Annotated in this window: 26 protein-coding genes, 2 pseudogenes and 1 riboswitch; of the genes and pseudogenes, 15 read left to right on the top strand and 13 right to left on the bottom strand. The window is 69.5% G+C overall.

The annotated features are described in order from the left end of the window. The first annotated feature begins 12 nt into the window (after positions 1-12). Together rpsR and rplI are read left to right on the top strand one after the other, a co-directional pair. The gene (rpsR, locus tag ACIBJC_RS25430; protein WP_003967857.1) at positions 13-249 is read left to right on the top strand and encodes a 30S ribosomal protein S18; all 237 of its coding nucleotides are present in this window, start codon (positions 13-15) and stop codon (positions 247-249) included. Between the two features lie 18 nt (positions 250-267). Further along, on the top strand, positions 268-714 hold the full coding sequence (gene rplI, locus ACIBJC_RS25425; RefSeq protein WP_329822833.1) for a 50S ribosomal protein L9: 447 nt from the start codon (positions 268-270) through the stop codon (positions 712-714). A 184-nt stretch (positions 715-898) separates the two neighbouring features. On the opposite strand, the gene ACIBJC_RS25420 is transcribed toward rplI, so the two are convergent. Further along, positions 899-2,236: an MATE family efflux transporter gene (locus ACIBJC_RS25420; protein ID WP_399296208.1), complete on the bottom strand. Its 1,338-nt coding sequence runs from the start codon at positions 2,234-2,236 to the stop codon at positions 899-901. 422 nt (positions 2,237-2,658) lie between these two features. On the opposite strand from ACIBJC_RS25420, the gene dnaB reads away from it, so the two are divergent. After that, on the top strand, positions 2,659-4,137 hold the full coding sequence (gene dnaB, locus ACIBJC_RS25415) for a replicative DNA helicase (protein ID WP_399296206.1): 1,479 nt from the start codon (positions 2,659-2,661) through the stop codon (positions 4,135-4,137). Positions 4,138-4,200: 63 nt separating this feature from the next. On the opposite strand, the gene ACIBJC_RS25410 is transcribed toward dnaB, so the two are convergent. Both ACIBJC_RS25410 and ACIBJC_RS25405 read right to left on the bottom strand, forming a co-directional pair. Beyond that, on the bottom strand, positions 4,201-4,590 hold the full coding sequence (locus tag ACIBJC_RS25410; RefSeq protein ID WP_399296785.1) for a WHG domain-containing protein: 390 nt from the start codon (positions 4,588-4,590) through the stop codon (positions 4,201-4,203). Continuing rightward, complete coding sequence (locus ACIBJC_RS25405) at positions 4,591-4,806, bottom strand: helix-turn-helix domain-containing protein (protein WP_399296204.1); 216 nt, start codon at positions 4,804-4,806, stop codon at positions 4,591-4,593. Positions 4,807-4,845: 39 nt separating this feature from the next. Here ACIBJC_RS25405 and ACIBJC_RS25400 point away from each other — a divergent pair, with 39 nt between their 5' ends. After that, positions 4,846-5,619, top strand: a complete 774-nt coding sequence (locus ACIBJC_RS25400; RefSeq protein WP_399296203.1) for an SDR family NAD(P)-dependent oxidoreductase — start codon at positions 4,846-4,848, stop codon at positions 5,617-5,619. A gap of 46 nt (positions 5,620-5,665) precedes the next feature. Here the strand turns inward: ACIBJC_RS25400 and def are convergent, their stop codons facing one another. Then, positions 5,666-6,328, bottom strand: coding sequence for a peptide deformylase (def, locus tag ACIBJC_RS25395; RefSeq protein WP_399296201.1), 663 nt, complete (start codon positions 6,326-6,328; stop codon positions 5,666-5,668). 111 nt (positions 6,329-6,439) lie between these two features. Between def and ACIBJC_RS25390 the strand changes: the two genes are divergently transcribed. The 3 genes and pseudogenes from ACIBJC_RS25390 to ACIBJC_RS25380 form a co-directional block, all read left to right on the top strand. Continuing rightward, complete coding sequence (locus tag ACIBJC_RS25390) at positions 6,440-7,009, top strand: winged helix-turn-helix domain-containing protein (RefSeq protein ID WP_399296199.1); 570 nt, start codon at positions 6,440-6,442, stop codon at positions 7,007-7,009. Positions 7,010-7,135: 126 nt separating this feature from the next. Next, positions 7,136-7,375: a hypothetical protein gene (locus ACIBJC_RS25385; RefSeq protein WP_399296197.1), complete on the top strand. Its 240-nt coding sequence runs from the start codon at positions 7,136-7,138 to the stop codon at positions 7,373-7,375. A 108-nt stretch (positions 7,376-7,483) separates the two neighbouring features. Beyond that, a pseudogene (locus ACIBJC_RS25380) lies at positions 7,484-7,609 on the top strand (SAM-dependent methyltransferase); the annotation flags it as partial. Positions 7,610-7,679: 70 nt separating this feature from the next. Here ACIBJC_RS25380 and ACIBJC_RS25375 read toward each other — a convergent pair. Further along, a pseudogene (locus ACIBJC_RS25375) lies at positions 7,680-8,063 on the bottom strand (VOC family protein); the annotation flags it as partial. Positions 8,064-8,209: 146 nt separating this feature from the next. On the opposite strand from ACIBJC_RS25375, the gene ACIBJC_RS25370 reads away from it, so the two are divergent. Beyond that, positions 8,210-9,592: a serine hydrolase domain-containing protein gene (locus tag ACIBJC_RS25370; RefSeq protein ID WP_399296195.1), complete on the top strand. Its 1,383-nt coding sequence runs from the start codon at positions 8,210-8,212 to the stop codon at positions 9,590-9,592. A gap of 133 nt (positions 9,593-9,725) precedes the next feature. On the opposite strand, the gene ACIBJC_RS25365 is transcribed toward ACIBJC_RS25370, so the two are convergent. The 3 genes from ACIBJC_RS25365 to ACIBJC_RS25355 all read right to left on the bottom strand — a co-directional run bounded on the left by ACIBJC_RS25365 (position 9,726) and on the right by ACIBJC_RS25355 (position 12,233). Continuing rightward, positions 9,726-10,778 carry a restriction endonuclease gene (locus ACIBJC_RS25365; RefSeq protein WP_399296193.1) on the bottom strand — a complete coding sequence of 351 codons (1,053 nt, stop codon included), beginning with the start codon at positions 10,776-10,778 and terminating at the stop codon, positions 9,726-9,728. 113 nt (positions 10,779-10,891) lie between these two features. Further along, complete coding sequence (locus ACIBJC_RS25360; RefSeq protein WP_399296191.1) at positions 10,892-11,344, bottom strand: GNAT family N-acetyltransferase; 453 nt, start codon at positions 11,342-11,344, stop codon at positions 10,892-10,894. Between the two features lie 31 nt (positions 11,345-11,375). Next, complete coding sequence (locus ACIBJC_RS25355) at positions 11,376-12,233, bottom strand: GNAT family N-acetyltransferase (RefSeq protein ID WP_399296189.1); 858 nt, start codon at positions 12,231-12,233, stop codon at positions 11,376-11,378. A gap of 244 nt (positions 12,234-12,477) precedes the next feature. On the opposite strand from ACIBJC_RS25355, the gene ACIBJC_RS25350 reads away from it, so the two are divergent. Together ACIBJC_RS25350 and ACIBJC_RS25345 are read left to right on the top strand one after the other, a co-directional pair. Next, positions 12,478-13,128 carry an HAD family hydrolase gene (locus tag ACIBJC_RS25350; RefSeq protein WP_399296783.1) on the top strand — a complete coding sequence of 217 codons (651 nt, stop codon included), beginning with the start codon at positions 12,478-12,480 and terminating at the stop codon, positions 13,126-13,128. A 316-nt stretch (positions 13,129-13,444) separates the two neighbouring features. Beyond that, positions 13,445-15,364 (top strand): globin domain-containing protein, encoded by a 1,920-nt coding sequence (locus tag ACIBJC_RS25345; RefSeq protein ID WP_399296187.1) that lies wholly within the window; start codon positions 13,445-13,447, stop codon positions 15,362-15,364. Between the two features lie 42 nt (positions 15,365-15,406). Here the strand turns inward: ACIBJC_RS25345 and ACIBJC_RS25340 are convergent, their stop codons facing one another. The 4 genes from ACIBJC_RS25340 to ACIBJC_RS25325 all read right to left on the bottom strand — a co-directional run bounded on the left by ACIBJC_RS25340 (position 15,407) and on the right by ACIBJC_RS25325 (position 18,705). Beyond that, positions 15,407-15,886 carry an NUDIX domain-containing protein gene (locus tag ACIBJC_RS25340; protein ID WP_384913418.1) on the bottom strand — a complete coding sequence of 160 codons (480 nt, stop codon included), beginning with the start codon at positions 15,884-15,886 and terminating at the stop codon, positions 15,407-15,409. Between the two features lie 98 nt (positions 15,887-15,984). Next, positions 15,985-16,878 (bottom strand): LysR family transcriptional regulator, encoded by an 894-nt coding sequence (locus ACIBJC_RS25335; protein WP_399296184.1) that lies wholly within the window; start codon positions 16,876-16,878, stop codon positions 15,985-15,987. Positions 16,879-17,173: 295 nt separating this feature from the next. After that, positions 17,174-18,316, bottom strand: a complete 1,143-nt coding sequence (locus ACIBJC_RS25330) for a cystathionine gamma-lyase (protein ID WP_399296182.1) — start codon at positions 18,314-18,316, stop codon at positions 17,174-17,176. A gap of 8 nt (positions 18,317-18,324) precedes the next feature. Then, positions 18,325-18,705: a phage holin family protein gene (locus ACIBJC_RS25325; RefSeq protein WP_399296180.1), complete on the bottom strand. Its 381-nt coding sequence runs from the start codon at positions 18,703-18,705 to the stop codon at positions 18,325-18,327. Positions 18,706-18,719: 14 nt separating this feature from the next. On the opposite strand from ACIBJC_RS25325, the gene ACIBJC_RS25320 reads away from it, so the two are divergent. From ACIBJC_RS25320 to ACIBJC_RS25305, 4 genes are all read left to right on the top strand, one after another. Next, positions 18,720-19,037, top strand: a complete 318-nt coding sequence (locus tag ACIBJC_RS25320; protein WP_329822850.1) for a cupin domain-containing protein — start codon at positions 18,720-18,722, stop codon at positions 19,035-19,037. Positions 19,038-19,168: 131 nt separating this feature from the next. Further along, complete coding sequence (locus tag ACIBJC_RS25315; RefSeq protein WP_329822851.1) at positions 19,169-19,390, top strand: DUF5326 family protein; 222 nt, start codon at positions 19,169-19,171, stop codon at positions 19,388-19,390. Between the two features lie 141 nt (positions 19,391-19,531). After that, complete coding sequence (locus tag ACIBJC_RS25310) at positions 19,532-20,302, top strand: IclR family transcriptional regulator (protein ID WP_399296177.1); 771 nt, start codon at positions 19,532-19,534, stop codon at positions 20,300-20,302. A 103-nt stretch (positions 20,303-20,405) separates the two neighbouring features. Next, on the top strand, positions 20,406-20,840 hold the full coding sequence (locus tag ACIBJC_RS25305; protein WP_329822853.1) for an SsgA family sporulation/cell division regulator: 435 nt from the start codon (positions 20,406-20,408) through the stop codon (positions 20,838-20,840). A 57-nt stretch (positions 20,841-20,897) separates the two neighbouring features. On the opposite strand, the gene ACIBJC_RS25300 is transcribed toward ACIBJC_RS25305, so the two are convergent. Next, a complete protein-coding gene (locus ACIBJC_RS25300) occupies positions 20,898-22,313 on the bottom strand; it encodes a YibE/F family protein (protein WP_399296175.1) in 1,416 nt (471 codons plus the stop codon). Between the two features lie 80 nt (positions 22,314-22,393). Next, a riboswitch (TPP riboswitch) is annotated at positions 22,394-22,538 on the top strand. On the opposite strand from ACIBJC_RS25300, the gene thiC reads away from it, so the two are divergent. Then, the gene (gene thiC, locus ACIBJC_RS25295; protein ID WP_399296173.1) at positions 22,531-24,381 is read left to right on the top strand and encodes a phosphomethylpyrimidine synthase ThiC; all 1,851 of its coding nucleotides are present in this window, start codon (positions 22,531-22,533) and stop codon (positions 24,379-24,381) included. Its footprint overlaps the riboswitch before it by 8 nt. Positions 24,382-24,459 lie beyond the last annotated feature (78 nt).

Here is a 24,459-nt window from a genome sequence, read left to right as displayed (position 1 = left end):
AGGAGAAACACCATGGCGAAGCCGCCTGTGCGCAAGCCTAAGAAGAAGGTCTGCGCATTCTGCAAGGACAAGACCCAGTACGTGGACTACAAGGACACGAACATGCTGCGGAAGTTCATTTCCGACCGTGGCAAGATCCGTGCCCGCCGCGTCACCGGCAACTGCACGCAGCACCAGCGTGACGTCGCCACGGCCGTCAAGAACAGCCGTGAGATGGCGCTGCTGCCCTACACGTCCACCGCGCGATAAAGGGAGGGTGACCGAATCATGAAGATCATCCTCACTCACGAGGTCTCCGGCCTCGGCGCCGCCGGCGACGTCGTCGACGTCAAGGACGGCTACGCTCGCAACTACCTGGTCCCGCGTGGTTTCGCGATCCGCTGGACCAAGGGTGGCGAGAAGGACGTGGCGCAGATCCGCCGCGCCCGCAAGATCCACGAGATCGCGACCATCGAGCAGGCCAACGAGATCAAGGCCCGCCTCGAAGGCGTGAAGGTGCGTCTGGCCGTTCGCTCCGGCGACGCCGGCCGCCTCTTCGGCTCCGTCACCCCGGCTGACCTCGCCTCGGCGATCAAGTCCGCCGGTGGCCCGGACGTCGACAAGCGTCGCATCGAACTCGGCTCGCCGATCAAGACCCTGGGCTCGCACCAGGTGTCCGTGCGTCTGCACCCCGAGGTCGCCGCGAAGCTCGGCATCGAGGTCGTCTCCGCCTAAGCGACACGCTCGGCAGAGCAAGCAGGAAGAGGGCCGTATCCCCACCGGGATACGGCCCTCTTCTCTGTCCCTACGGCTCTGTCAACTACGGCTCTCTCGCCACGGCTCCTTCTCCGCAGCCATGTTTCACGTGAAACGGGCACACCGGGTGTTTCACGTGAAACGGCGGATCAGAACGTGTACGTCAGCGCGTAGCGCCCGTGACCAGCCACCGGCCCGAACGGCTCCGCAGCCAGAGCGTCAGCATGCGGACCGCCATCATCAGCCCCATCGCCCACCAGAGAGCCGTCAGTCCGCCCCCCAGAGCCGGTACGAGCAGAGCGACCGGCGCGAAGACCGCCAGCGTCACCACCATGGCCCCGGCGAGATACGGACCGTCCCCCGCGCCCATCAGCACACCGTCCAGTACGAACACGATCCCCGCGAGCGGCTGCGTCACCGCCACCACCAGCAGAGCCGGCAGCAGTGTCTCCCGCACCGCGGGGTCCCCGGTGAACAGCGGAATGAACAACGGGCGTGCGGCGACGATCAGAACACCCAGCAGCACACCCGACGCGATCCCCCACTGCACCATGCGACGGCACACCTCCCGGGCGCCCTTGGTGTCCCCCGCCCCGAGATAGCGGCCGATGATGGCCTGCCCCGCGATGGCGATCGCATCGAGCGCGAAAGCCATCAGACTCCACAGCGACAGAAGAATCTGATGGGCGGCGATGTCCGCGTCCCCTAGCCGCGCCGCCACCGCCGTGGCGATCATCAGAACCGCCCGCAGCGAGAGCGTACGGACCAGCAGCGGGGCCCCGGCCTGCGCGCTGGCCCGTATCCCCGTCGCGTCGGGCCGCAGCGACGCGCCGTGCCGGCGCGCTCCTCGTACGACGACGACCAGATAGACGGCGGCCATGGCGCACTGGGCGGTCACCGTGCCCCAGGCGGAGCCGGCGATGCCGAGGCCGGCGCCGTAGACGAGCGCGACATTGAGCGCCGCGTTGGCGCCGAACCCGCCGATGGCGACGTACAGCGGCGTACGCGTGTCCTGGAGTCCGCGCAGCACGCCGGTGGCGGCCAGCACCACCAGCATGGCCGGGATGCCGAGGCTGGAGATCCGCAGATAGGTGACGGCGTACGGTGCGGCGGTGTCCGAGGCGCCGAAGAGCCCGATGAGCCATGGCGCGGCGGGCAGGGCCACCACGACGACGACGGCGCCGAGCAGGATGGCCAGCCAGATGCCGTCCATACCCTGACGGATGGCGGCCGGCAGATCGCCCGAGCCGACCCGCCGGGCGACGGCCGCGGTGGTGGCGTAGGCGAGAAAGACGAATACGGAGACGGCGGTCGTCAGCAGGGCCGCCGCGATGCCCAGTCCGGCGAGTTGCGGGGTGCCGAGATGGCCGACGATCGCGCTGTCGAACATCACGAAGAGCGGCTCGGCCACGAGGGCCCCGAAGGCCGGAACTGCGAGCGCGACGATCTCACGATCGTGCTGTCGCCGTCCTGTCCTGGATGCCGAAGGGGCCGGTGTCATGCGGTCAACCTAATCTTCCACAGGTAAGTGACGCAAGGGGCTCGTGATCCTTACTTTTGGCTCCGTTGAAGGATCGGTTGTGCGCCGGTTCCACTGATCTTGGTCCAGTCGGGAAAGTTTTTCTCCCCCACAGCCGGTGGACGGAAAAAGACCAGGTCAAAGATGGTGCGGTAAGGGCGGTATGACTTTGTCCACAGCGCTGTCCCCCGGTCCGTGCACAGGTTCGCCCATGTTCTCCACAGCATCTGGTCTCTCGTCCACATGGCCTGTGGATAACAAGATTGGCTGACGTCGCCGGCGGGCCTACCGTGGACCGGCGTCCGACGCGCCGGAACCGGAGTCAGGCCTCTCGTTTTGTCAGTGTCGTGCCGTACAAAGAGTGGCACGGCGAGGTCCGCTGAGCGGACATGAGGAGGTGGCCGGTGAGCATTCCCGAGCCGTTGGACGACCCCTGGACCGATACCGGTCCCAGCGACCGTCTGCCTGTCTCCCGGCAGCGCCGTGGCGAGGGCCGGGGCGGCCGTGAGGAGCAGCACGAGCGGGGCAGCGAGAGCGGGCCCTGGGGCGGTTCCGGCGGGTTCGAGCGGGTGCCTCCGCAGGATCTCGACGCGGAGCAGTCGGTGCTCGGCGGCATGCTGCTGTCGAAGGACGCGATCGCCGATGTCGTGGAGATCATCAAGGGCCATGACTTCTACCGGCCGGCCCACGAGACGATCTTCCAGGCGATTCTCGACCTCTACGCCAAAGGCGAGCCGGCCGACCCGATCACGGTGGCCGCCGAGTTGGTCAAGCGTGGCGAGATCGGCAAGGTCGGCGGGGCCTCGTATGTGCACACCCTTGTCCAGTCGGTGCCCACGGCGGCGAACGCGTCGTACTACGCGGAGATCGTGCACGAGCAGGCGGTGCTGCGCCGGCTCGTGGAAGCGGGTACGAAGATCACACAGATGGGGTACGCCGCCGACGGGGATGTCGATGAGATCGTCAACTCCGCGCAGGCCGAGATCTACGCCGTCACGGAGCAGCGGACGAGCGAGGACTATCTGCCGCTGGGCGACATCATGGAGGGTGCGCTCGACGAGATCGAGGCGATCGGTTCGCGCAGCGGTGAGATGACCGGTGTGCCGACCGGATTCACGGACTTCGACTCGCTCACGAATGGTCTTCACCCGGGCCAGATGATTGTCATCGCGGCCCGTCCGGCCATGGGTAAGTCCACGCTGGCGCTGGACTTCGCGCGGGCGGCGTCCATCAAGAACAATCTGCCGAGCGTGATCTTCTCCCTGGAGATGGGGCGGAACGAGATCGCGATGCGTCTGCTGTCGGCGGAGGCGCGGGTGGCGCTGCACCATATGCGGTCGGGCACGATGACGGACGAGGACTGGACGCGGCTGGCCCGCCGGATGCCGGACATCTCGCAGGCGCCGCTGTACATCGACGACTCGCCGAACCTGTCGATGATGGAGATCCGGGCGAAGTGCCGTCGTCTCAAGCAGCGCAATGACATCCGGCTGGTGGTCATCGACTATCTGCAGCTCATGCAGTCGGGTGGTTCGAAGCGGGCCGAGAGCCGCCAGCAGGAGGTCTCGGACATGTCGCGAAACCTGAAGCTGCTGGCCAAGGAGTTGGAGCTGCCGGTGATCGCGCTGTCGCAGCTCAACCGTGGCCCTGAGCAGCGTACGGACAAGAAGCCGATGGTCTCCGACCTGCGTGAGTCGGGGTCGATCGAGCAGGACGCGGACATGGTGATCCTGCTGCATCGTGAGGACGCGTACGAGAAGGAGTCGCCGCGCGCGGGCGAGGCGGACCTCATCGTGGCGAAGCACCGTAACGGTCCGACGGCGACGATCACGGTGGCGTTCCAGGGGCACTACTCGCGTTTCGTGGACATGGCGCAGACCTGAGCCTCTGGTCGTAGGTTCGCCGGTGCCGCCGATGGAGTTCGCGTCGGCGGGGTGTGGGCGTTGCTATGTCGTTCTCCCGGCGTCGGCGGCCACGCGGACGAGGGTGTCGATGAGCTCGTCGGCGGTGGTGCGCAGTCTGTCCGTGTCCAAGTGGCCGCTGAGTTCCATGTCCGCGATGCCGTGGGTGCTGGTGAGCAGCAGGGCGCCGTAGTGCCGTGTGTTCCGTTCACCGGCGAGGTCGGTGACGATGGCCAGGAACTCGTCCTGGAAGTGTCCGGCCGCGCGGATGCGGTCTGCGGTCGGGTCGTCCGTGGGTCCGCAGAGCTGGCGCCGGACGCGGTCGAGTCCTTCGGTGAGGTCTTCGGGGCGGTGTCCGGAGCGCCTGAACAGCATCTGGTAGAGGTGCGGTTGGTCCCGGGCGACGGTGATGAGGGTGTGGAGAGCGCCGTGCAGCTACTCGGAGGCCGCGAGGGCCGGGTCGGTCCGCAGGCTGTCCTTGCCGGTGAAGTGCCGGTAGGGCGCGCCTCGTGACACGCCTGCTCGCGCGCCCACCTCGCGCAGGGTGACGGCTTCGGGGCCGCCGAGGTCGAGGAGTTCGGCGGCTGCGTCGAGGAGTGCGCGGCGGGTGATGGCGGCGGATTCCGCGCGGGTGACCATGATGTCCATCATGCAGTTGACGGTGTCATCCGAACTGGTAGCGCAGTTAAGGTGACAACGTCATCTGAAACTCGGAAGCTGATCGTCGTGACCGGGGCCTCCAGGGGCATGGGCGCGTCGGCCGCCCGCGAATTGGCTCGCCGGGGGTTCCATGTCCTGGCCGGCGTGCGACGCGACCGTGACGCCGACGCCATCCGATCGACCGGTATCGAGCCGGTCATCCTCGACATCACCGAGCCCGAGCATGTGGAGGCACTCTCCGCGCGGGTCACCGACGACCCGTGCGCACTGCACGCGCTCGTCAACAACGCCGGTGTCCAGGTGAACGCCCCGGTCGAAGCCCTGCCGATGGCGGAGTGGCGGCGGGTGTTCGAGGTCAACCTGTTCGGCCACATCGCCGTCACCCAGGCGCTCCTGCCCGCGCTGCTGCGCGGCAAGGGCCGCGTGGTCAACATCAGCTCGATCGGCGGCAAGTACGCCATGGCCACGTACGGTGCGTACGCCGGTGCGAAGTTCGCCCTGGAAGCGGTCAGCGACTCGCTCCGCCGGGAGGTCGCGCCGCTGGGCGTCCAGGTGGTCGTGGTCGTGCCCGGCGGCGTCCGTACGGAGATCGCCGCCCGGGTCATCGCGAAGGCGGTGACGACCCGCAGGCCACGCACCCGCTACACCGCGGGCCGGGATGCCGCCCTGATCATGCGCCTGGGCCCGATGCTGTCCGACCGTACGCTCGACCGCGTCCTCGCCGCCAACCTGCGCCGTCACCACCCGAAGGGAGCCACCGCGGTCGCACCCCGGGGTTGTCGGGTGGGACAGGCCCGGTCCTAGCGGGTCCCGTTGGGCTCCGCCCCGGACGCGAGGTCGTGCGTTTGTCTCATCGGCCCAGGTCGGCGGCTTTGACGGCGCGCTGGGCGAGGACATCCTCACGGCGCTCCGCCATGGTCCGCAGCGCGTCCTTGCGGTCCCGCCTGGAGAGCCGGTCGAGATACGTGTGGCCGAGGAGGTGGTCGGTCTCGTGCTGCAGGCAGCGTGCGAAGTAGCCCGTTCCTTCGATGACGAGGGGGTCCCCGTCCTTGTCGAGCCCGCGCACGACGGCGTGATCCGTACGAGGGACCTCCATGGTGGCGCCGGGCACGGACAGGCAGCCCTCGAAGTCGTCCAGGAGCCGGCGATTGCCCGGATCGGGGAGTTCCAGAACAGGGTTGACGATGTGGCCGACATGCCGGACCCCGTGGTCGTCCGGGCAGTCGTACACGAACAGCCGGAGGCCGACGCCCACCTGGTTGGCGGCCAGGCCGGCACCGTCGGCCACGTACATCGTCACGAACATGTCGTCGATCAGCGCCGACAGTTCGGGGGAGCCGAACTCGGTCACCTTCTGGCACGGGCGGCTCAGAATCTCCTCACCCACCACGGTGACGCGGCGCACCGAACCCCGTTCCGCCTCCGGTGACCGGGCCGGATAGGAGTCGACGGGGCGGCCCTGTACCTGGACTCGCCGGTCGAGGGGCCGGGGCCCCTCGTGACGAACAGACATCACTGTCTCCTCTTCCGCGCACGCGACGGATGCCGCGGACGTCACCGTGGCCCGGTGCCTTCGATCGAGGACCGCTTGCCAAGTTCTTTGCAAAGTAGCAGAGTTTGCAAAGTGACTGAAGATGACGTCAACACCTCCCGCGACCGGGCACGCGACGCCGGCGGCGCACTGCGTGAGCACGAGGTCCGCACAGCCCTGCTGGACCTGCTCGCCGACGTGGGCACCGTCACGGCGACCGAGGCCGCCTCCCGGCTGGGGCACAGCTCCGGTCTGTGCTCCTTTCACCTGCGGCAGCTCGCACGCCACGGTTACGTCGAGGAAGCCCCCCACAGCGGGGGCCGCGCACGCCCCTGGCGTCTGCGGCAGCGGCACTGCGCTGCCGACGCGCCGTCGGTGGAGCCGTTCGGCGACCTGGCCCGAGGGCTGGAGGACGAGAGCTGGCAGCGGTGGCTGAACCAGCGTGACCAGGCGCCGGCCGAGTGGCGTCACGACGAAGCCTTCAGTGCCGTCGCCTATCTGACGCCTGAGGAGATGAGCCGGGTCGCGGACACGATCCGACGGGCGCTCGCGCCCTACCAGGACCGCGAACAGCGCCCCTTGGCCAGGCCGTATGGCGCGCGGCCGGTGGCCCTCATCACCCGGCTGTTTCCCCTGCTTCCCGACGCGACGGAGCGCCCATGAGGGCTGCTCAGGGACGGCCTCGCCGGTGGTACCCCTCGTGTGCATGGGTATCGGGTCTTGCGCTTTCCGCAAAGAACATTGTCAGCCCGTCACGGATGGGGGACATTGCCGGCGGAGGTGGTCACGATGACCCAACGACCCCAACTCGGCACTGATGACCGGAATACGGGCAGCCCCGCCGAGCCGGCCACGGACGTGCTCGCGGACGCAGCCTCGGGCTCAGGAGCCGCAGGAGCGGTCACTGTCGAACCTGTCGCCGAGGACACGCGCCGTGCCGCGCGGGAGGCCCTGCACGAGCCCTTCTCGGCCGTGTCGGAAGCCCGTCTGTGTGAACTGGCCATGGGCAACCGGCGCCACGGCATCTGACCCCACCACCCAAGGCAAGGACAGGCGGGAACCATGGACACCCAGTCCTGGGACGAGATGTATCGCAGCCGCGACCAGGTCTTCAGCGGCGCGCCCAACGGAGTGCTCGTCACCGAGATCCTCGGTGACAACTGGACCGTTCTGATCAACGAGACCCGTCCGCGAGCCGCTCCTGCCCCCGCCGGTACCCACCACACCCGCGACACCGTCCTGCGGGCGCGGCGCCTGCGGTAGTCCGGCGCCCCACACCACCACACCGTCGGCATGGGCCGCCGCGCCTTCCGCCGAAGAGGTGTCACGTCGGTGAGCCGGGCCTGGCCGCTCGTTCGGCAGCGCTGCGCTCCACGCAGAATTCGTTGCCCTCGGGGTCCGCGAGGGTCACCCAGCCCAAGCCGTCGGGGCGGCGGTGGTCGGCCACGAGGGTGGCGCCCAGGGCGAGGACGCGTTCGACCTCCTCGTCGCGGGTGTGCTCCTGGGGCTGGAGATCGAAATGGACCCTGTTCTTGGTGGTCTTGTCCTCGGGGACGGCGATGAACAGCAGCGTGACGCCCCGGGCTTCGAGGAGGGCTTCCGAGTCTCCGGGCAGGTCGTCGTCGGCGAGGGAGGCACCGAGGACCTTGGCCCAGAAGGTGCCCAGGGCGTAGGTGTCGGCGCAGTCGATCGATATGTGGCGTACGAGAGAGGTCATGCGGGTCACTGTGGTGACTGCTGGCGGAGCTGTCCATCGAGTTTTGACGCGCGGTGTCCGGTTCCTGGCGGCGCGTGGGGGGCGGGGGTTTCGGCACAGCCCGAAATGCGGTCGACGTGGCGGTGCCGCGTGGGTAGATGTGGTTCATGACCACACCTTGGGAAGAGTTGTTGCCCGGTACACGACGGGCCCTGTTGCATCGTATTGCTGTCGCGCAGGCGGAGGCACGGGTGCCCTCGGTGGTCGCGGCGGTGGCACGTGAGGGGCGGATGGTGTGGTCGGGGGCCCGGAGTTGCGTGGACGGGCACGCCCCCGATGCCGATACGCAGTACCGGATCGGGTCGATCACGAAGACCTTCACCGCCGTACTGGTGTTGCGGCTGCGCGACGAGGGGCTGCTCGATCTCTCGGATCCGCTGGAGAAGCACCTTCCGGGGACGGGCGTCGGTGAGGTCACCGTCGCGCAGCTTCTCGCCCACAGCGCGGGGCTCGCCGCGGAGAGCCCCGCGCCGTGGTGGGAGCGGACACCGGGTGCGCTGCGCCCGGAGCTGGTGGACGTACTAGGAGAGCGGCCGGTGCTGCACCCCACCGGAAGGCGGCACCACTACTCCAACCCGGGGTTCACGCTGCTGGGTTCGCTGATCGAGGCGGTACGTGGCGCGTCCTGGGAGGAAGCGCTGCGGCGCGAGGTCCTTGAGCCGCTGTCCATGGACCGCACGACGGCGCGGCCGGTCGCGCCGGCTGCCGATGGCTGGGCCGTGCACCCGTGGGCGGATGTGATGCTGCCGGAGCCGGCCGTGGACCTGGGGCTGATGGCACCGGCGGGGCAGCTCTGGTCGACCGCCGCCGACCTCTGCCGGTTCGCGGGTTTCCTCGCGGAAGGTGACGAGAAGGTCCTGAGCGCGGCGTCCGTGGCGGAGTTGAGGACACCGGCGGCGGCGCCGGAGACAGGGGAGTGGGACGGCCTCTACGGCTTCGGAACACAGGTGATCCGCCAGGGTGGCCGGACGCTCGTGGGGCATACGGGGTCACTGCCCGGCTTTGTCGCCGGCCTGTGGGTGAGCGTGGAGGACGGGGTGGCCGCGGTGGCGCTGGCCAATTCCACGTCGGGGCTGGCGGCCGGATCGCTCGCGGCGGAGGTGGTGGGGATCGTGGCGGACGCGGAACCGCGGATCCCGGCTCCCTGGAAGCCGCTGACCGAGGTGGACCAGGAACTGCTGGCGCTCACCGGACCGTGGTACTGGGGAACACAGCCCGTCGGGCTGAAGCTGACGGCGGACGGCGGGCTGGAGCTGCGCCCGTTGCGCGGCGGTGGGCGGGGCTCGGTCTTTGTCGCGGCGGCCGACGGCGGCTGGACGGGGCTCGACGGTTACTACGCCGGGGAGACCTTGCGAGTGGTGCGGCGACCGGACGGATCCGTGAGCCACCTCGACCTCGGCTCGTTCGTCTTCACCCGGGCGCCGTACGAGCCGGGTGACGCGGTTCCCGGCGGGGTGGACGAGGCGGGCTGGCGCGGGCTCGGGGCGTAGGACCGGTGGTGATGTTTCACGTGAAACCGGGCAGAGCGACCGACGGGCGGTAGAGTGCGACCGGGCCCGAAGCCGCAAGCGTGAATTGCGGCTTCGGGCCCGGCTGTTGGGGTGGACCGGTCGTTGGGGTGGATCAGTGGCGGAACGCCCGGAGTTTCACGCCCCCGTTCCATGCCTCCAGCAGCCCGCGGTGGACCGCCGTCATGTCGTGTCGCGCGGCGAGCAGCAGGGCGTCCCGGGTGAAGGGGCAGGTGGCGACGAGCAGGGCGATGTCGGCCTTGTAGTCGAGCTTGGCCATGCCGATGAACTGCTGTACGTCGCCGCTGGTGATGGTTGCCGCAGGGGTGCGGGCCTTGCACTGGACGACGACGCGGCGCCCGTCGGGGGTGTAGGCGACGATGTCGGCTCCGGTGTCGCCGTGGCCGCCGGTCACCGTGACCGGATCGCATCCGTCACGGCGGCAGAGCCAGGCGATATGTTGCTCGAACTGGCGTGCGTTCATGGCGTCGAGTGCGCCCATCGAACCGGCGGCCTCACGCTCGCGCAGGATGCGTTTGAGGCGGGTCACCTCGTCTTCGAGGGCCTCGATCCGGGCGCGCTGGTCGCCGTCGTTCCGGATGGCGGTATTGAGGACCGGGACCACGGCCGTGCCGATGGTGGTGCGGACGATGTCCTCGGCGATGCGCGCGGTGTCCACGTCGGCGGGTGCGCCGGGGTGCTGAGTGAGGGCGTCGGTGATGCGGGTGTCGATCCATTCCTGGAGCCTGTGGATGAAGTTGTCCACAGGCTCGACGGGCTGATTCCGCTCGCTGTCGAGCAGGTGCGTACGCACCTGACGTGCGACGATGCTGTCACGGAGCAGCATCGCGGTGCACAGGACGGCGCGTCGGGAGAAGATCCCGACGGAGCGGCTGCGGGACTTGATTCCACAGACTTGCTTGAAGCACGTCAGTTCCTCGCCGCTGAGAACGCGGTATCCGTTGGACTGGAGTTCGCTCCGGTGGTCGTGGATGACAGCCCAGATGACGGTCTCGCCGACCTCGAAGTAGGCGGCGACATCCTTGGTCGTGGCGTGGAGGCCGTCGGGTGACAGGGCCAGTTCTTTGACCCTGTCGAGGACTTCGTCGCGTTCTGCGACGCGTGCGCGCAGGGAGCTGGACTCCAGCAGAACTATCTCGTCGAGCATCTGATCCGTCTCCTCCTGGACCGTGCGGCCCGTCGGAGGGGCGGAATCCCGATGGACATATGTCCCGCCCCCTTGCCGGGGGCAACGAGCCGGATCGGATAAGGATGCGGTTTTCAGATACTCAGTTTGAATCCGACGTGGGAGGCGGTGAAGCCGAGCCGTTCGTAGAAGCGGTGGGCGTCGGTGCGGGTGGTGTCGGAGGTCAGTTGGACCAGTTGGCAGCCTTCGCGGCGTGATGCGTCGATCGCCCATTCGATGAGCTGGGTGCCGAGGCCGCTGCCGCGTTCGTCGGAGTGGACCCGTACGGCTTCGACGAGGGAGCGGGTGGCGCCGCGGCGGGAGAGCCCGGGAACGATGGTGAGCTGGAGTGTTCCGACCACGCGGTGGTCGCGTACGGCCACGGCGAGGTGCTGGTTCGGGTCGGCGGCCAGGCGTTCGAAGGCCGCGGTGTAGGGGGTGAGGTCGTCGGGGGACTCGCGCTGTGCGCCGAGCGCGTCGTCCGCCAGCAGGGCCACGATGGCGGGGATGTCGTCGGGGACCGCGGGCCGTATCTCCAGGTCGTTCATGGTCGGCAGGGTACGCCGCACGGGCGACGGGTCAGCCTGTGGCCAGATTCAGCGGGGCGAACCGCCGGGCTCGGTCGCCCGGCAGGTCGGGGATGCCGTAGGTCATGAGTGTGGTCAGGGCGGTCCGTTCCGGACCGTGCTCCTTGAGCCAGCTCAGCAGTTCCCCGTGGCGTACGTCGACGGAGGTGCGCAGCGGCCGGTCCGGGCCGGGGGCGAGGGCGGTGATCAGGGCCTTCGCGGTGTCGGTGTCCCGGGCCACGACGGGGCCGATGACGTCGGATGCCGCGGTGGGCCAGGCTGCCGCGTAGCCGGTGATCGTGGAGGCTTCCTCGGCGACCTGGAGGCGGTCGGCGAAGGCGGGGAGCCGGGCGAGGAGGTGGGTGCGGTCCGCTCCGAAGACTTCGTGGTCGAGGCGGACGATGGCGGGCAGGTCGGCGGCGGTGGCGGTCCGGGTGGCCACGGGGGACACGGTGGGGCCGGGGGTCCGCAGGCGGCCGAGGACGGTCTCCGTGGAGCCGATGGCGGTGAACCCGAGCCGTTCGTAGAGCGGTTTGCCGTGGGGTGTGGCGTGGAGGACGAGCGGGGTGGTGCCGGCCTCGTGCAGGACGTGCCGCATCAGCCGCTGCCCGAGCCCCTGGCGGGCGTGCCGGCCGGCGACGAGGAGCATGCCGACGGCGGCGAGTTCTCTGCCGTACGAGGTGACGACGCAGACGCCGGCCAGGCCCTTGCCGTCCGGGTCGTCGATGCCGTATCCGGTGCTCGCCGACAGGAGCAGGCCCCATCGGTGCTCTTCGCGTGCCCAGTCGCGGTCTTCTGCGAGGTCCGCGCAGGCCGTGAGGTCTCTCATGGTCAGGCGTCGGATGGGCAGTGCGGAGAGCGGTGTCGGCATGAGGATCAGGCTGGCGGAGCCGGTGATCGTTCGTCCACCGTTTTACGGGAAGTGGCGAGAGCTCGGAGGCGTCGGCGAAGGCGGGAAGCCGGCTCACGGGAGACGGCGACGTGGCGGACGAGAACGGGCCGGCGCGTGGGCGGCTTGAGTTGTTTCACGTGAAACACAGTGCTCGCCGGGGCGGCCGGTGGGCGTCTGCCCGCGGGAGTAACCGCGGGTACTAACCTCGGCGTACATGCTGAGTATGGGGAGCACGGTGAGCGGACGCAGGCTTCATCTCTTCGACCTCGACGGCACGCTGATCCGTGGTTCGGCCGACGCGGTGGAGATCTCCCGGCAGTTGGGGCTGGGCCGTGAGATCGCGGAGCTGGAGCGCGGTTTCCTCTCGCGGGGGCTGGCGCCGGACGAGTTCGCTGTACGGGCGCGGGAGTTGTGGGCCGAGCTGACGGTGGAGCAGGTGACGGCTGCTTTCGAGGGTGCTCCGTGGCTTTCGGGAATCCGTGAGGTCTGGGCGGACATCCGGAAGAGGGGTGATTACTGCGCTGTTATCTCCCTCTCGCCTGATTTCTTTGTTTCGCGGCTGCTGGAGTGGGGTGCGCACGCCACTCATGGTTCACGGTGGCCGGCTCTGCCTTTTGTCGAGCCGGTGGACCGGTCGGGCATCCTCGATCCGGCCGCGAAGGTGAAGATCGCGAACCGGCTGTGTGCGGAGTTCGGGGTGGGGCTGGACCGCTGTGTTGCCTATGGTGATTCGATGTCCGATGCGGAGATCTTCACGGTGGTGCCCTGTGCCGTGGCCGTGAACGCTGATCATCACCTGGCGGGGCTCGCCACGCACACGTACTCGGGAGGCGATCTGCGTGAGGTCTATGAACTGGTCCGCCTCCAGCAGTAATACTCTGACCCGGAGGTGCCGTGGAAACGCGGCGGGGAGCCGGCGATTGAGCGCGGGAGCGATGCACCCTAACGGTAAATCCAGCGTGGATGCCCGAACTTCGCGCTCTTTGTCCGCTGTGGTGACATGGCCTGCCATGCTGCGACGACGGGTGGTGCGCGCTATGTCGTATTCCTGTGCCTCGTGTCCCGCAGGGGCTGTGGCGGGGTTCGGGGCGGGCTGTTGACAGTCCGAGTCAGAACGGGGAATTGCTTGCGTATTCCGGACCAGCGGAAGTGCGCAGACCGACCGAAAGATGTTCGAGGCGAGGCACATCATGGACGCTCCGACCACCACGTCCGCTGACAACGGCACTTCCGGGGACAGCGGCGGCTCCGGGGAGCGCACGGGCGGCGGCTGGTTCGCCCCTCGCCGGGCGCCGGCCGGCCAGGGCCGGCCGGACCCGGCGGCTCCGGGCGGTGCCGGGGAGGCGGCGGGCCGGGACCGAATACCCGCCCAGGGCCGCACCTTCGCCTCGATACGCCCGGTGGGTTCCGGCGGGACCCGTACAGCGCCGCCACCGCGTGAGGGAACCGCGGCCCCGGACCGGGAACCGGGCGCGGAGCAGCCGGCTCCCGTGCCGCCGCCCGCGGACGACGGGGTTCCCGACGCGTTCCGGCCGCGCGCCAAGGGGGCACGCGCGGACGAGGGCCCCGCGGCCCATCCGCAGGTCTCCGAGGGCCCCGGGACGACGGGAGGCGGGGTCGGCGGGCCCGTTTCCGCCGCAGCCGCGGAGGCGGCCGTACGGTCGGCCGCCGCGCGCCCCGGTCCCGTACCGCCGGACTCGGTGGACGCCGTACGGCACCATCCCGTTCAGCCGGAGTACGAGCGGCCCCCGGGCGCGCAGGGCGCCGACGGGCCGCCCGCCCCGGCGGAGCAGGTCACGGAGTGGTCCGGTGCTGAGCAGCCCGCGGAGGGTGCGGAGGGTGCCCCTCTGCCGCCGCAGGCGCCGGTGTCGGCCGCGCTGCCGCCCGAGGCGCCGGTCGCCGCCTCTGCGGCCCCTGCCGCCTCGGCGGCCCCCGCGGGGCAGCCGTCCGTCGTGCCGCCCCCTCCCGCGGCGCCCGATCCGAACGCCTCGCCGGACGCGATCCTCGTCCGCCGTACGCTGGCCGAGATCGCTCCGGTGTCCGATCAGGTCACCTCGTACTTCTACTCGCTGCTCTTCGTGCGCCATCCGGATCTGCGCGGGCTGTTCCCCGTGGCGATGGACGCGCAGCGCGATCGGCTGCTCAAGGCGCTGCTGACGGCCGCCGAGCACATGGACTCGCCCGCCGTTCTCACGGACTATCTGCGGCAGCTCGGCCGCGGGCACCGCAAGTACGGCACCCGGTCCGCGCATTACCCGGCTGTCGGTGAGGCCCTCATGGGGGCGCTGGCGCGTTATGCCTCGGCCAGTTGGGACGAGGACACCGAGGGTGCCTGGGTGCGGACGTACACGACCATCTCCCAGATCATGATCGACGCGGCGGCCGAGAACGAGCAGCACGCTCCGGCGTGGTGGCAGGCCGAGGTGGTCTCGCACGAGTCGCGGACCTCCGACATCGCCGTGGTCACGGTCCGTCCCGACCAGCCGTACCCCTTCCTCGCCGGGCAGTACACGAGCCTGGAGACGCCGTGGTGGCCGCGGGTCTGGCGGCACTACTCCTTCGCGTCGGCGCCCCGCCCGGACGGTCTGCTGTCCTTCCACGTCAAGGCGGTCCCGGCCGGCTGGGTGTCCAACGCGCTGGTCCACCACGCCCGTCCCGGTGACGTCCTGCGGCTGGGGCCGCCGGCCGGTTCGATGACCGTCGACCACAGCAGGGACAACGGTCTGCTCTGTCTGGGCGGGGGTACCGGTATCGCGCCGATCAAGGCGCTCATCGAGGATGTCGCCGAGCACGGGCACCGGCGTCCGGTGGAGGTGTTCTACGGCGCGCGCAGCGATCATGACCTGTACGACATGGAGAGGATGCTGGAGCTGGAGAGCGCCCACCCGTGGCTGTCGGTGCGTCCGGTGGTCGCGGAGGGCCCCACGGCGGGGCTGACGGGGCGGCTTCCCGAGGCGGTGCGCGACCACGGTCCGTGGCATGAGTTCGACGCGTTTCTGTCGGGGCCGCCCGGGATGATCCGCAGCAGCCTGGACGCGTTGCGGGGCTCCGGGATCCCCTCGGAGCGGATCCGCCACGACTCGCTGGACGAGCTGGTCGCGGCCATGTAGGGGCGGCCGGATGCACCGGCCGGGCGGCCGGTGCTCCGCCGGTCAGCCCAGGTCGGGGGCGTGCATCGCGCGTACGCCCTCGATGTTGCCGTCCAGGTAGTGGCGCAGGGACAGAGGGACGAGATGGACGGCGGCGATGCCGACGCGGCTGAACGGCACCCGGACGATCTCGTACTCCCCGGACGGTTCGTCGATCTCGGGGCCGTGGCGCAGTGAGGTGTCCATCGAGTCCAGCCGGCAGACGAAGAAGTGCTGCACCTTCACGCCGGTGACGCCGCCGTCGGCGATGTGCTCCACGGTGTCGACGAAGCACGGCACCACATCGATGATCTTCGCGCCGAGTTCCTCGTCCACTTCGCGGTGGAGGGCGTCGACGACGGTGGCGTCCGTTCTCTCGACGCCGCCACCGGGGGTGAGCCAGTACGGGTCCACCCCTGGCTTGGTCCGTTTGATCAGGATCAGGTCGTCGCCGTCCAGCAGGATGGCGCGTGCGGTGCGCTTGACCACGGGCCGTTCGGTCATGGGAAGAGGTTCGCCCGTCCCACCCCTTCTGAAACTCCCGGCGGCCCATCGGATCGCGGGCCCGTCGCCCCGGCTGTCCGCCGGTTGGTCTCCGCCGGTCACCACTCCACGGCGGCCCGTAGCAGCCACTCGTGCGCCCGCGCGACCGGCGGCAGGGCGAGTGTGCCGGTGCGTACGGCCAGGAAGTAGGTGCGCAGCGGGGGTACGGGCGGGTCGAGGAGAGCGACGACCTCGCCGCGCTCCAGGGCCGCCTCGCAGAGGTAGCGGGGCAGGACGGCGAGTCCGGCGCCCGCCGCCGTGCACTCCAGGACGGCCCGCAGGTCGGGGGCGATCACGGTGCCGGCCGCCGCGGGCCGGGTCTCGAACACGGTGGCCCAGTAGCGGGAGACGAAGGGCAGGGACTCGTGGACCTCGACCACCGGGAGCTGTTCGAGCAGCACGACGCCCTCGCGCAGCACCTCGTGGCCGAGGCGGGCCGCCCAGCGGGGGGCCGCGATCAGGACGTGTTCCTCGTCGCAGAGCGGAGTCGCGGTGAGGAGTCCGCCGCGTGGCCGGGCGGTGGTGATGGCCAGATCATGATGTCCGGCGGCCAGGCCTTCCAGGGTTTCCTCGGAGTTTCCGAAGAACGAGGTGCGCAGTGCGAGTCCCTGGGCGGTGAGCGGGGTGAGTGCGGGCAGGGCGCGCAGGGAGGTGAATTCGGGGGGCCCGGCGAGATGGAGGGTCCGTACGCCGGATTCCTCGTCGAGTCCGGTCTCGGCGATCTCGACCAGCGCGTCGAGGTGGGGCGCGGCGCGGTGCGCGAGTTCGTCGCCGATGGTGGTGGGGGTGACGCCGCGGGCCTGGCGGAGGAAGAGGGGGCGTCCGAGCTGCCGTTCCAGGGTTCTGATCTGGCCGGTCACGGCGGGTTGGGAGAGGCCGAGGAGGGCGGCGGCGCGGGTGAAGGAACCGGCGCGGTGCACGGTGACGAAGGTGCGCAGCAGAGCCAGGTCCATGTCCCGCTCTCCCGTCTTGAACCGCGCCCGCGCCCTGTCCCGACAGGGCCTCGCCCCCGCGGCACCCCCGCTACGCCAACTATAAATAAGTCGATAGGCCGCTGTCGCTACTGTGATTGGACACTGACGCAGAGTCAACTAGCCTTGGTTAAATGGTTCTCCGCGCGTGGAACGGCGTGGAACCTGGGACGGTCCGAGCCATGAGGGGGGAGGCTCGGACCGTCTCTTTCGTATACGGAGCCCGTCGGTGGCCGGGCCGCTGACGGGCTGTTGACGGGCCGGCCGCCGGCGGGTGTCAGCGCACCGTGTCGAGGGCGTGCAGGACGTCGGTGAGCAGGTCCTCGGAGTCCTCGGCGCCGACGGAGAAGCGGATGAAGCCTTCCGGTACGGCGTCGCCGCCCCAGCGTCCGCGCCGCTCGGCGGTGGACCGTACGCCGCCGAAGCTGGTCGCTTCCTCCACGAACCGCAGCTCTCGGAGGAAACGTTCCGCCTTGTCGCGGTCGGGCAGGACGAAGGAGACCACGGAGCCGAAGCGGCGCATCTGGCGGGCGGCCACGGCGTGCGAGGGGTCCTCGGGCAGCCCGGGGTGGCGCACTGCGCTCACGTCGTCGCGTTCCGCCAGCGCGCGGGCGAGGACCAGCGCGTTGGCGCACTGGCGCTCGACGCGCAGGTGGAGGGTGGCCAGCGAGCGGTGTGCGAGCCAGGCCTCCATCGGCCCGGGGATCGCCCCGACGACCTTGCGCCAGCGCCGTACGCCCGCGGCGAGTTCCGGGTCGCCGCTGGTCACATGGCCGAGGAGGAGGTCGCCGTGGCCGGTCATGCCCTTGGTGTCGCTGGCCACGGAGAAGTCCGCGCCGAGTTCCAGCGGGCGCTGGCCGAGCGGGGTGGCGAGGGTGTTGTCGACGGCGACGAGGGTGCCGCCGGCGTGCGCCTCGCGCACGAGCCGGCGAATGTCGCAGACGTCGAGTCCGGGGTTGGACGGCGACTCGATCCACAGGAGGCGGGCGCCGGCCAGGACGCGGAGCTGGGCGTCGCCGCCGGTCGGCGCGGTGCGCACCTCCACGCCGTACGCCTCCAGACGCTCGCGCAGCAGCGGAAGGGCCTGGTAGCCGTCGTCGGGCAGGACGACCGCGTCGCCGGCCCGGAGCTGGGAGAAGGCCACCGCGGAGATCGCGGCCATCCCGGAGGCGAAGGCGACGGTCTCGACGGGTCTGCCGGGCGCTTCCAGCTCGCTGATGGCCTGTTCGAGACGGGTCCAGGTCGGGTTCTCGTCCCGGCCGTAGGTGTACGGTCCGGTCGGGTCGCCCGGCAGGTGGAAGTGGGCGGCGAAGACCGGCCCGGGGAGGGTCGGTTCGTGCTTGACCGGCTCGGGAAGCCCGGCCCGCACGGCTCGTGTGCCGTCACCGATGTCCATGGAGTGGTTCACGGGGTCGTTCATGGCCGGCCTCAGTCGTTGTCGTCGGGGAGCGCGACGTTCAGCGCCCACGACACGACGGAGATGACCAGGCCGCCGAGCACAGCCGTCCAGAACCCCTCGACCTGGAAGCTCAGACTCAGCTTGTCCGCGAGCCAGGAGGTCAGCAGCAGCATCAGGGCGTTGACCACCAGGGTGAACAGCCCCAGGGTGAGGATGAACAACGGCAGGGTCAGCAGCTTCAGCACCGGCTTGACAAGGAAGTTGACCAGCCCGAAGAGCAGCGCCACCAGGACCAGTGTCAGCGCCTTCTTGCCGGTGTTCTCACCGGTCAAGGTGATGTTCTGGAGCAGCCAGATCGCCACCGCCAGGGCCGCCGCGTTGGCGATCGTCTTGACTAGGAAATTCTTCATGGTCTGATCGTGGCATGAAGGCATTCCGACTGGATGAGCTGGAGGCGGAGCGTGCCGCCAACGACGGCGCGTATCTGCAGTTTGTACGGGAACGCACCATGTCGGTGGGTCTGTACGCGCTGGACGCGGGCGCGAGCGACCCGCAGCAGCCGCACCGGCAGGACGAGGTGTACTTCGTCGTGAGCGGCCGGGCGTCGATCACGGTCGGGACGGAGACGACACAGGTCGGCCGCGGCAGTGTGGTCTACGTACCGGCCGGGGCCGCGCACAAGTTCCACCACATCACGGAGGATCTGCGGGTGATGGTCGTGTTCGCGCCGCCCGAGGGGTGACCCTCAGGCGCGTCTCAGGGTCGGATCAGGGGAGAGCGGGGGCCGCGGGGCCGCCACGGAGGCTGCCGCGCCTCTAGCATCGAAGGCGTACGACGGTCACATCAGGAACTCGGTGAAGCGAGGTAAGGACGATGGCGGTTCGGGAGATTTTCACGGGAATGCCGTGGTGGGTGAAGTGGATCGCGGTGCCCGTGATCGCCGTCGTGGTCTTCGGCGGACTGATCATGAGCCTGCTCGCGTTCGTGATCGGCGTGCTGTTCAAGGTACTGATATTCGTCGCCCTCGTCGGCGGACTGATCTACGTCGTGCGGAAGTTCACGGCGTCCTCGTCGTCCTCGCGGGGTGACTGGTAGGGCTGTCAGTCCATAGGTCTGTTAGCCCGCCAGGGGGAAAGGTGAAGGGGAAACCAACCCCGGCTGTGACCTGCCCCTAAAGTGACTCACCTCTGCCGCACCCGGCGGGCTCCGGCCCGTCCGCACGCCTGGGGGTGATCTTTGGTCACAGCTACATCCGCCGCGGCTCCCACGCTGATCGGCTCGGTGCGGCGGGCGCTGCGGTTGCTGGAATCGGTGGGGTCCCATCCTGATGGGGCCACCGCGAAGCAGCTCGCCCGCGAGACGGGGCTCGCTCTTCCCACGGCCTATCACCTGCTGCGCACCCTCACCTACGAGGGCTATCTCCGCCGCGAGAGGGGCGTCTTCGTCCTCGGGGACGCCGCCCAGCGGCTGGTGCACGCCGGAGCCGTCCGCAGCCGCCGCTCCACCCTCACCGAGGTCCTCGCCCGGCTCCGTGACGCGATGGGTGTCCCCGTGTACTTCGCGGTCTACGACGAGGGCGAGATGGACCTCGTCTCCGTGGCCGACAGCCCCGCGTGCCCCGCGGTCGTCGCACGGGCCGACTTCCGCGCGACGGCCCATGCCCACGCGATCGGCCAGTGTCTGCTGAGCCAGCTCGACGAAGCGTCCCGCCGCGACCATCTGGACCGCTACCCCGTCCGCCCGCTCACGCCGTACTCGGTGACGGACCGGAGCACCCTGCTGGAGCGCCTCGCCTCGCTGGGGCGGATGGAGCCGGTCGTCTCCCGGCAGGAGTACCGGCTCGGCACGGTCTGTGCCGCCGTACCCGTCACGGTCGGTTCCACGGCCGCTGCCGTGGCCATTTCTATACCGGTCTGTCAACAGGAACGACTGCTTCCGGCGGTCGAACGGTTACGCAGAGAGATCGGATCCCTGCTGACCTCGCAAATCCTCTCTATCAGTATCTGAAAAATTACTCCTTGTGATCTGCTAGCGCTTACAGGACGATGGCGTCAAGAGGGTCAACGGGGATCATTCCCAGCCACTGTTCCATCTACTCCGGAGTACAACGATGCGCGAGTCGGTCCAGGCCGAGGTCCTGATGAGCTTCCTCGTCTCCGAGGAGCTGTCGTTCCGTATCCCGGTGGAACTCCACTACAAGGTGGCTGATCCCTACGCGGTTCGGATGACATTCCATCTGCCCGGCGATGCGCCTGTGACCTGGACTTTCGGTCGCGAACTGCTCCTTGACGGCATCAACACACCCAGCGGGGACGGTGACGTGCACATCTCGCCGACGACGCCCGAGGACCTCTCGGACGTCCATATGCGGCTCCAGGTCGGCGACGACCACGCGCTCTTCCGTGTCAGTGCCGCGCCGCTGGTGGCCTTCCTGGACCGTACGGACCGGTTGGTCCCGCTGGGCCAGGAGCGCACGCTCAGTGACTTCGAAGGCAGCCTTGAGGAGGAGCTGGGCCGCATCCTCGCCGAGGAGAACGCCGGCTGACAGTCCGTGGAGAGGGCCGTCCGGGTGATTCTGGTGTCCCGGGCGGCTCCTCCCGGCCTACTTCTTGCGGCGGCGGCCCCGGCCGCCCGGTCCGCGCACCGGCGGGGTCGGTACCAGGACCCCCGGGGCCTCCTGGGGCTCCCAGCCCGCCTCGGCCCCGGGGCCCGCCCCCGGCGCGTCCGGGGCAGGCGGCGAGGACAGGGCCGCAGGGCTCTCCGGGGCGGACCGGTCGGCGGAGACCACCAGCGCCGCCAGCGCCGTCGTCACCGGCACCGACGCGACCAGACCGATCGACCCCACCAGCGTCCGTACGATCTCCTCCGCCACCAGCTCACTGTTGGCGACCGTCCCCACGCTCGACTGCGCGATCGAGAAGAGCAGCAGCAGCGGCAGCGCGGCACCCGCGTAAGCCAGCACGAGCGTATTGACCACCGACGCGATGTGGTCCCGGCCGATCCGGATCCCCGCCCGGTACAGCGCCCGCGGCCCCATCGTCGGGTCGGCCTGGCGCAGCTCCCACACCGCCGAGGTCTGCGTCACGGTCACATCGTCAAGCACACCGAGCGAACCGATGATCACCCCGGCCAGCAGGAGGCCGCTCATGTCGATCTCCGGGTAGAGGCCGTGGATCAGCCCCGTGTTGTCATCGGTGTTACCGGTCAGGCTCGCCCAGCCGATGAAGAGCGACCCCAGCAGGCCGATCAGCAGCAGCGAGATCAGAGTGCCGAGCACCGCCACCGAGGTACGGGCCGTCAGGCCGTGGCACAGATACAGCGCCACCAGCATGATCGCGCTCGCCCCCACCACCGCCACCACCAGCGGATTCGAGCCCTGGAGGATCGCCGGCAGGATGAACAGCGTCAGGATCGCGAACGAGACCACGAGCGCGACCAGCGCCATGACCCCCCGCATCCGCCCCACCACGATCACCGCGATCGCGAAGATCCCGGCCAGCAGCGTCAACGGGAACTGGCGGTCCACATCGGACACCGAGTACTGGAGATCCCGGGGAGCGTCCGGCGCATAGGCGACCACAACGCCCTGTTTCACGTGAAACTGCCGCGGCGCGTCCGGCTGGACGATCTCGATGAAGGTGTGACCCTTCTCCTTGCCGCTCTTCAGCTCGACCGTTGCCTTCTTGCACTCGCCGGTCTCTTCCTGCACCGCCTCGCGGCCCTGGGGCGTCGAGGTGTCACCGGTCGACGGGACCTGGGAGGCGTTCACGTCCTTGCAGGCGACCCGTTCGAGCTGGACCACCTGGCCCTCGAAGGTCTGCCGGTCGAAACCCACACCGGTCCGCTCGTGCGCGGGCGCACCGCCCGGCCAGAGCACGGCGAGTCCGACCACCACGGCGGCCGCGAACGGAATCAGCACCGCCGCGATCACCTTGCGGAGGTGCCGGGAGACCGGCACGGCGGGGCCATGACTGTGCGAGTGGCCGTGCGATTCGTGAGACTGGGTGGGTGGGGTCACCGACCGATCATCGCAAGAAGGTGGAGCAAGCGTGGGGCCCTCTGTTCAGCGCGCCCGATATGACGCTAGCGTGGAGGCACCTTTGCACACGCGGGAGCTCGGAGCACCGGGCTGAGAGGGCGCTGACGTGTAGTCCCGGGGACGGTTCCCCGGACACCTGCGCTGCGCCGACCGCTGAACCTGTTACCGGGTAATGCCGGCGTAGGGAGTAGGTCTCATGACCATTCAGGACGCACACACGCCTGCCTCCGGCTCGGAGGACACCAGCGCGGACCCGGCCCCCTCGGGCGGGACCGCGGGCGGACGGTCCATCGGCTGGCACAAGGGATACATCGAGGGCTCCCGCCCCGATCTCCGGGTGCCGGTCCGCCAGGTCCACCTCACCAACGGCACGGATGTCACGCTGTACGACACCTCGGGGCCGTACACCGACCCCACCGTCGACACCGACGTACGCCGCGGTCTCGCGCCGCTGCGGGAGAACTGGATCATCGGCCGCGGCGACACCGAGGAGTACGCGGGCCGGCCGCCCCGCCCCGAGGACGACGGGCTCAAGCACACCTCCCCACGCGGGGGACTGCTCCGGAGCGGAACGACCGATCTGCGGGGGCTCGACGCGGTCTTCCCCGGGCGGCCACGCCAGCCGCGCCGGGGCCGCCCGGGCCGGGCGGTCACCCAGCTCGCGTACGCCCGCCGGGGGGAGATCACTCCGGAGATGGAGTACGTCGCGATCCGGGAGAACGTCTCCCCGGAGGTCGTCCGCGAGGAGATCGCCGCAGGCCGCGCCGTACTGCCGGCCAATGTCAACCACCCGGAGATCGAGCCGATGATCATCGGCAAGCGGTTCCTGGTGAAGGTCAACGCCAACATCGGCAACTCCGCGGTCACCTCCTCCATCGAGGAGGAGGTGGAGAAGATGACGTGGGCGACCCGCTGGGGCGCGGACACGGTCATGGACCTCTCCACCGGCCGCAACATCCACACCACCCGCGAGTGGGTGCTGCGCAACTCGCCCGTGCCCATCGGCACCGTGCCGCTCTACCAGGCGCTCGAAAAGGTCGACGGCAAGGCCGAGGAGCTGACCTGGGAGATCTACAAGGACACGGTGATCGAACAGGCCGAGCAGGGCGTCGACTACATGACGGTCCACGCCGGTGTCCTGCTGCGGTACGTGCCGCTCACGGCCCGCCGCAAGACCGGCATCGTCTCGCGCGGCGGCTCGATCATGGCCGCCTGGTGCCTCGCGCACCACAAGGAGTCGTTCCTGTACGAGAACTTCGACGAGCTGTGCGACATCCTCGCCGCGTACGACGTGACGTACTCCCTCGGCGACGGGCTGCGGCCGGGCTCCATCGCGGACGCCAACGACGAGGCGCAGTTCGCCGAGTTGCGCACGCTGGGCGAGCTGAACTCGATCGCCAAGAGCCACCACGTACAGACGATGATCGAGGGCCCGGGCCATGTCCCGATGCACAAGATCAAGGAGAACATCGACCTCCAGCAGGAGATCTGCGAGGAGGCGCCGTTCTACACCCTCGGCCCGCTGACCACCGATGTGGCCCCGGCGTACGACCACATCACCTCCGGGATCGGCGCGGCGATGATCGCCTGGTGGGGTACGGCGATGCTCTGCTACGTCACGCCCAAGGAACATCTCGGCCTGCCTGACCGCGACGACGTGAAGACGGGCGTCATCACGTACAAGATCGCGGCTCACGCGGCGGATCTCGCCAAGGGGCATCCAGGGGCGCAGGAGTGGGACGACGCGCTGTCGGACGCCCGGTTCGAGTTCCGCTGGGAGGACCAGTTCAATCTGGCGCTCGACCCGGACACGGCACGGGAGTTCCATGACGAGACGCTGCCGGCGGAGCCGGCGAAGACGGCGCACTTCTGCTCGATGTGCGGCCCCAAGTTCTGCTCGATGAAAATCAGTAGAAGCATCACAGAGCAATTCGCTCCTGACCTGGCAACTTCTGCTTCGGCCGAGGAAGTGGAGGCAGGGATGCTGGAGAAGTCCAAGGAGTTCGCGGCGAGTGGCAACCGCGTGTACCTCCCCTTGGCCGACTGACTCGACATGGGAGTGCCCCGGTCCGATGGGCCGGGGCACTCGTTTCCCTGGAAGGCGCTACCCGGCGTTTCGGGCAGC

The organism is Streptomyces sp. NPDC050509, from assembly GCF_044457965.1.
GTDB lineage: Bacteria > Actinomycetota > Actinomycetes > Streptomycetales > Streptomycetaceae > Streptomyces.
Note: the sequence above shows the minus strand (reverse complement) of the source record. Positions and strands in the feature narration are given on the sequence as shown.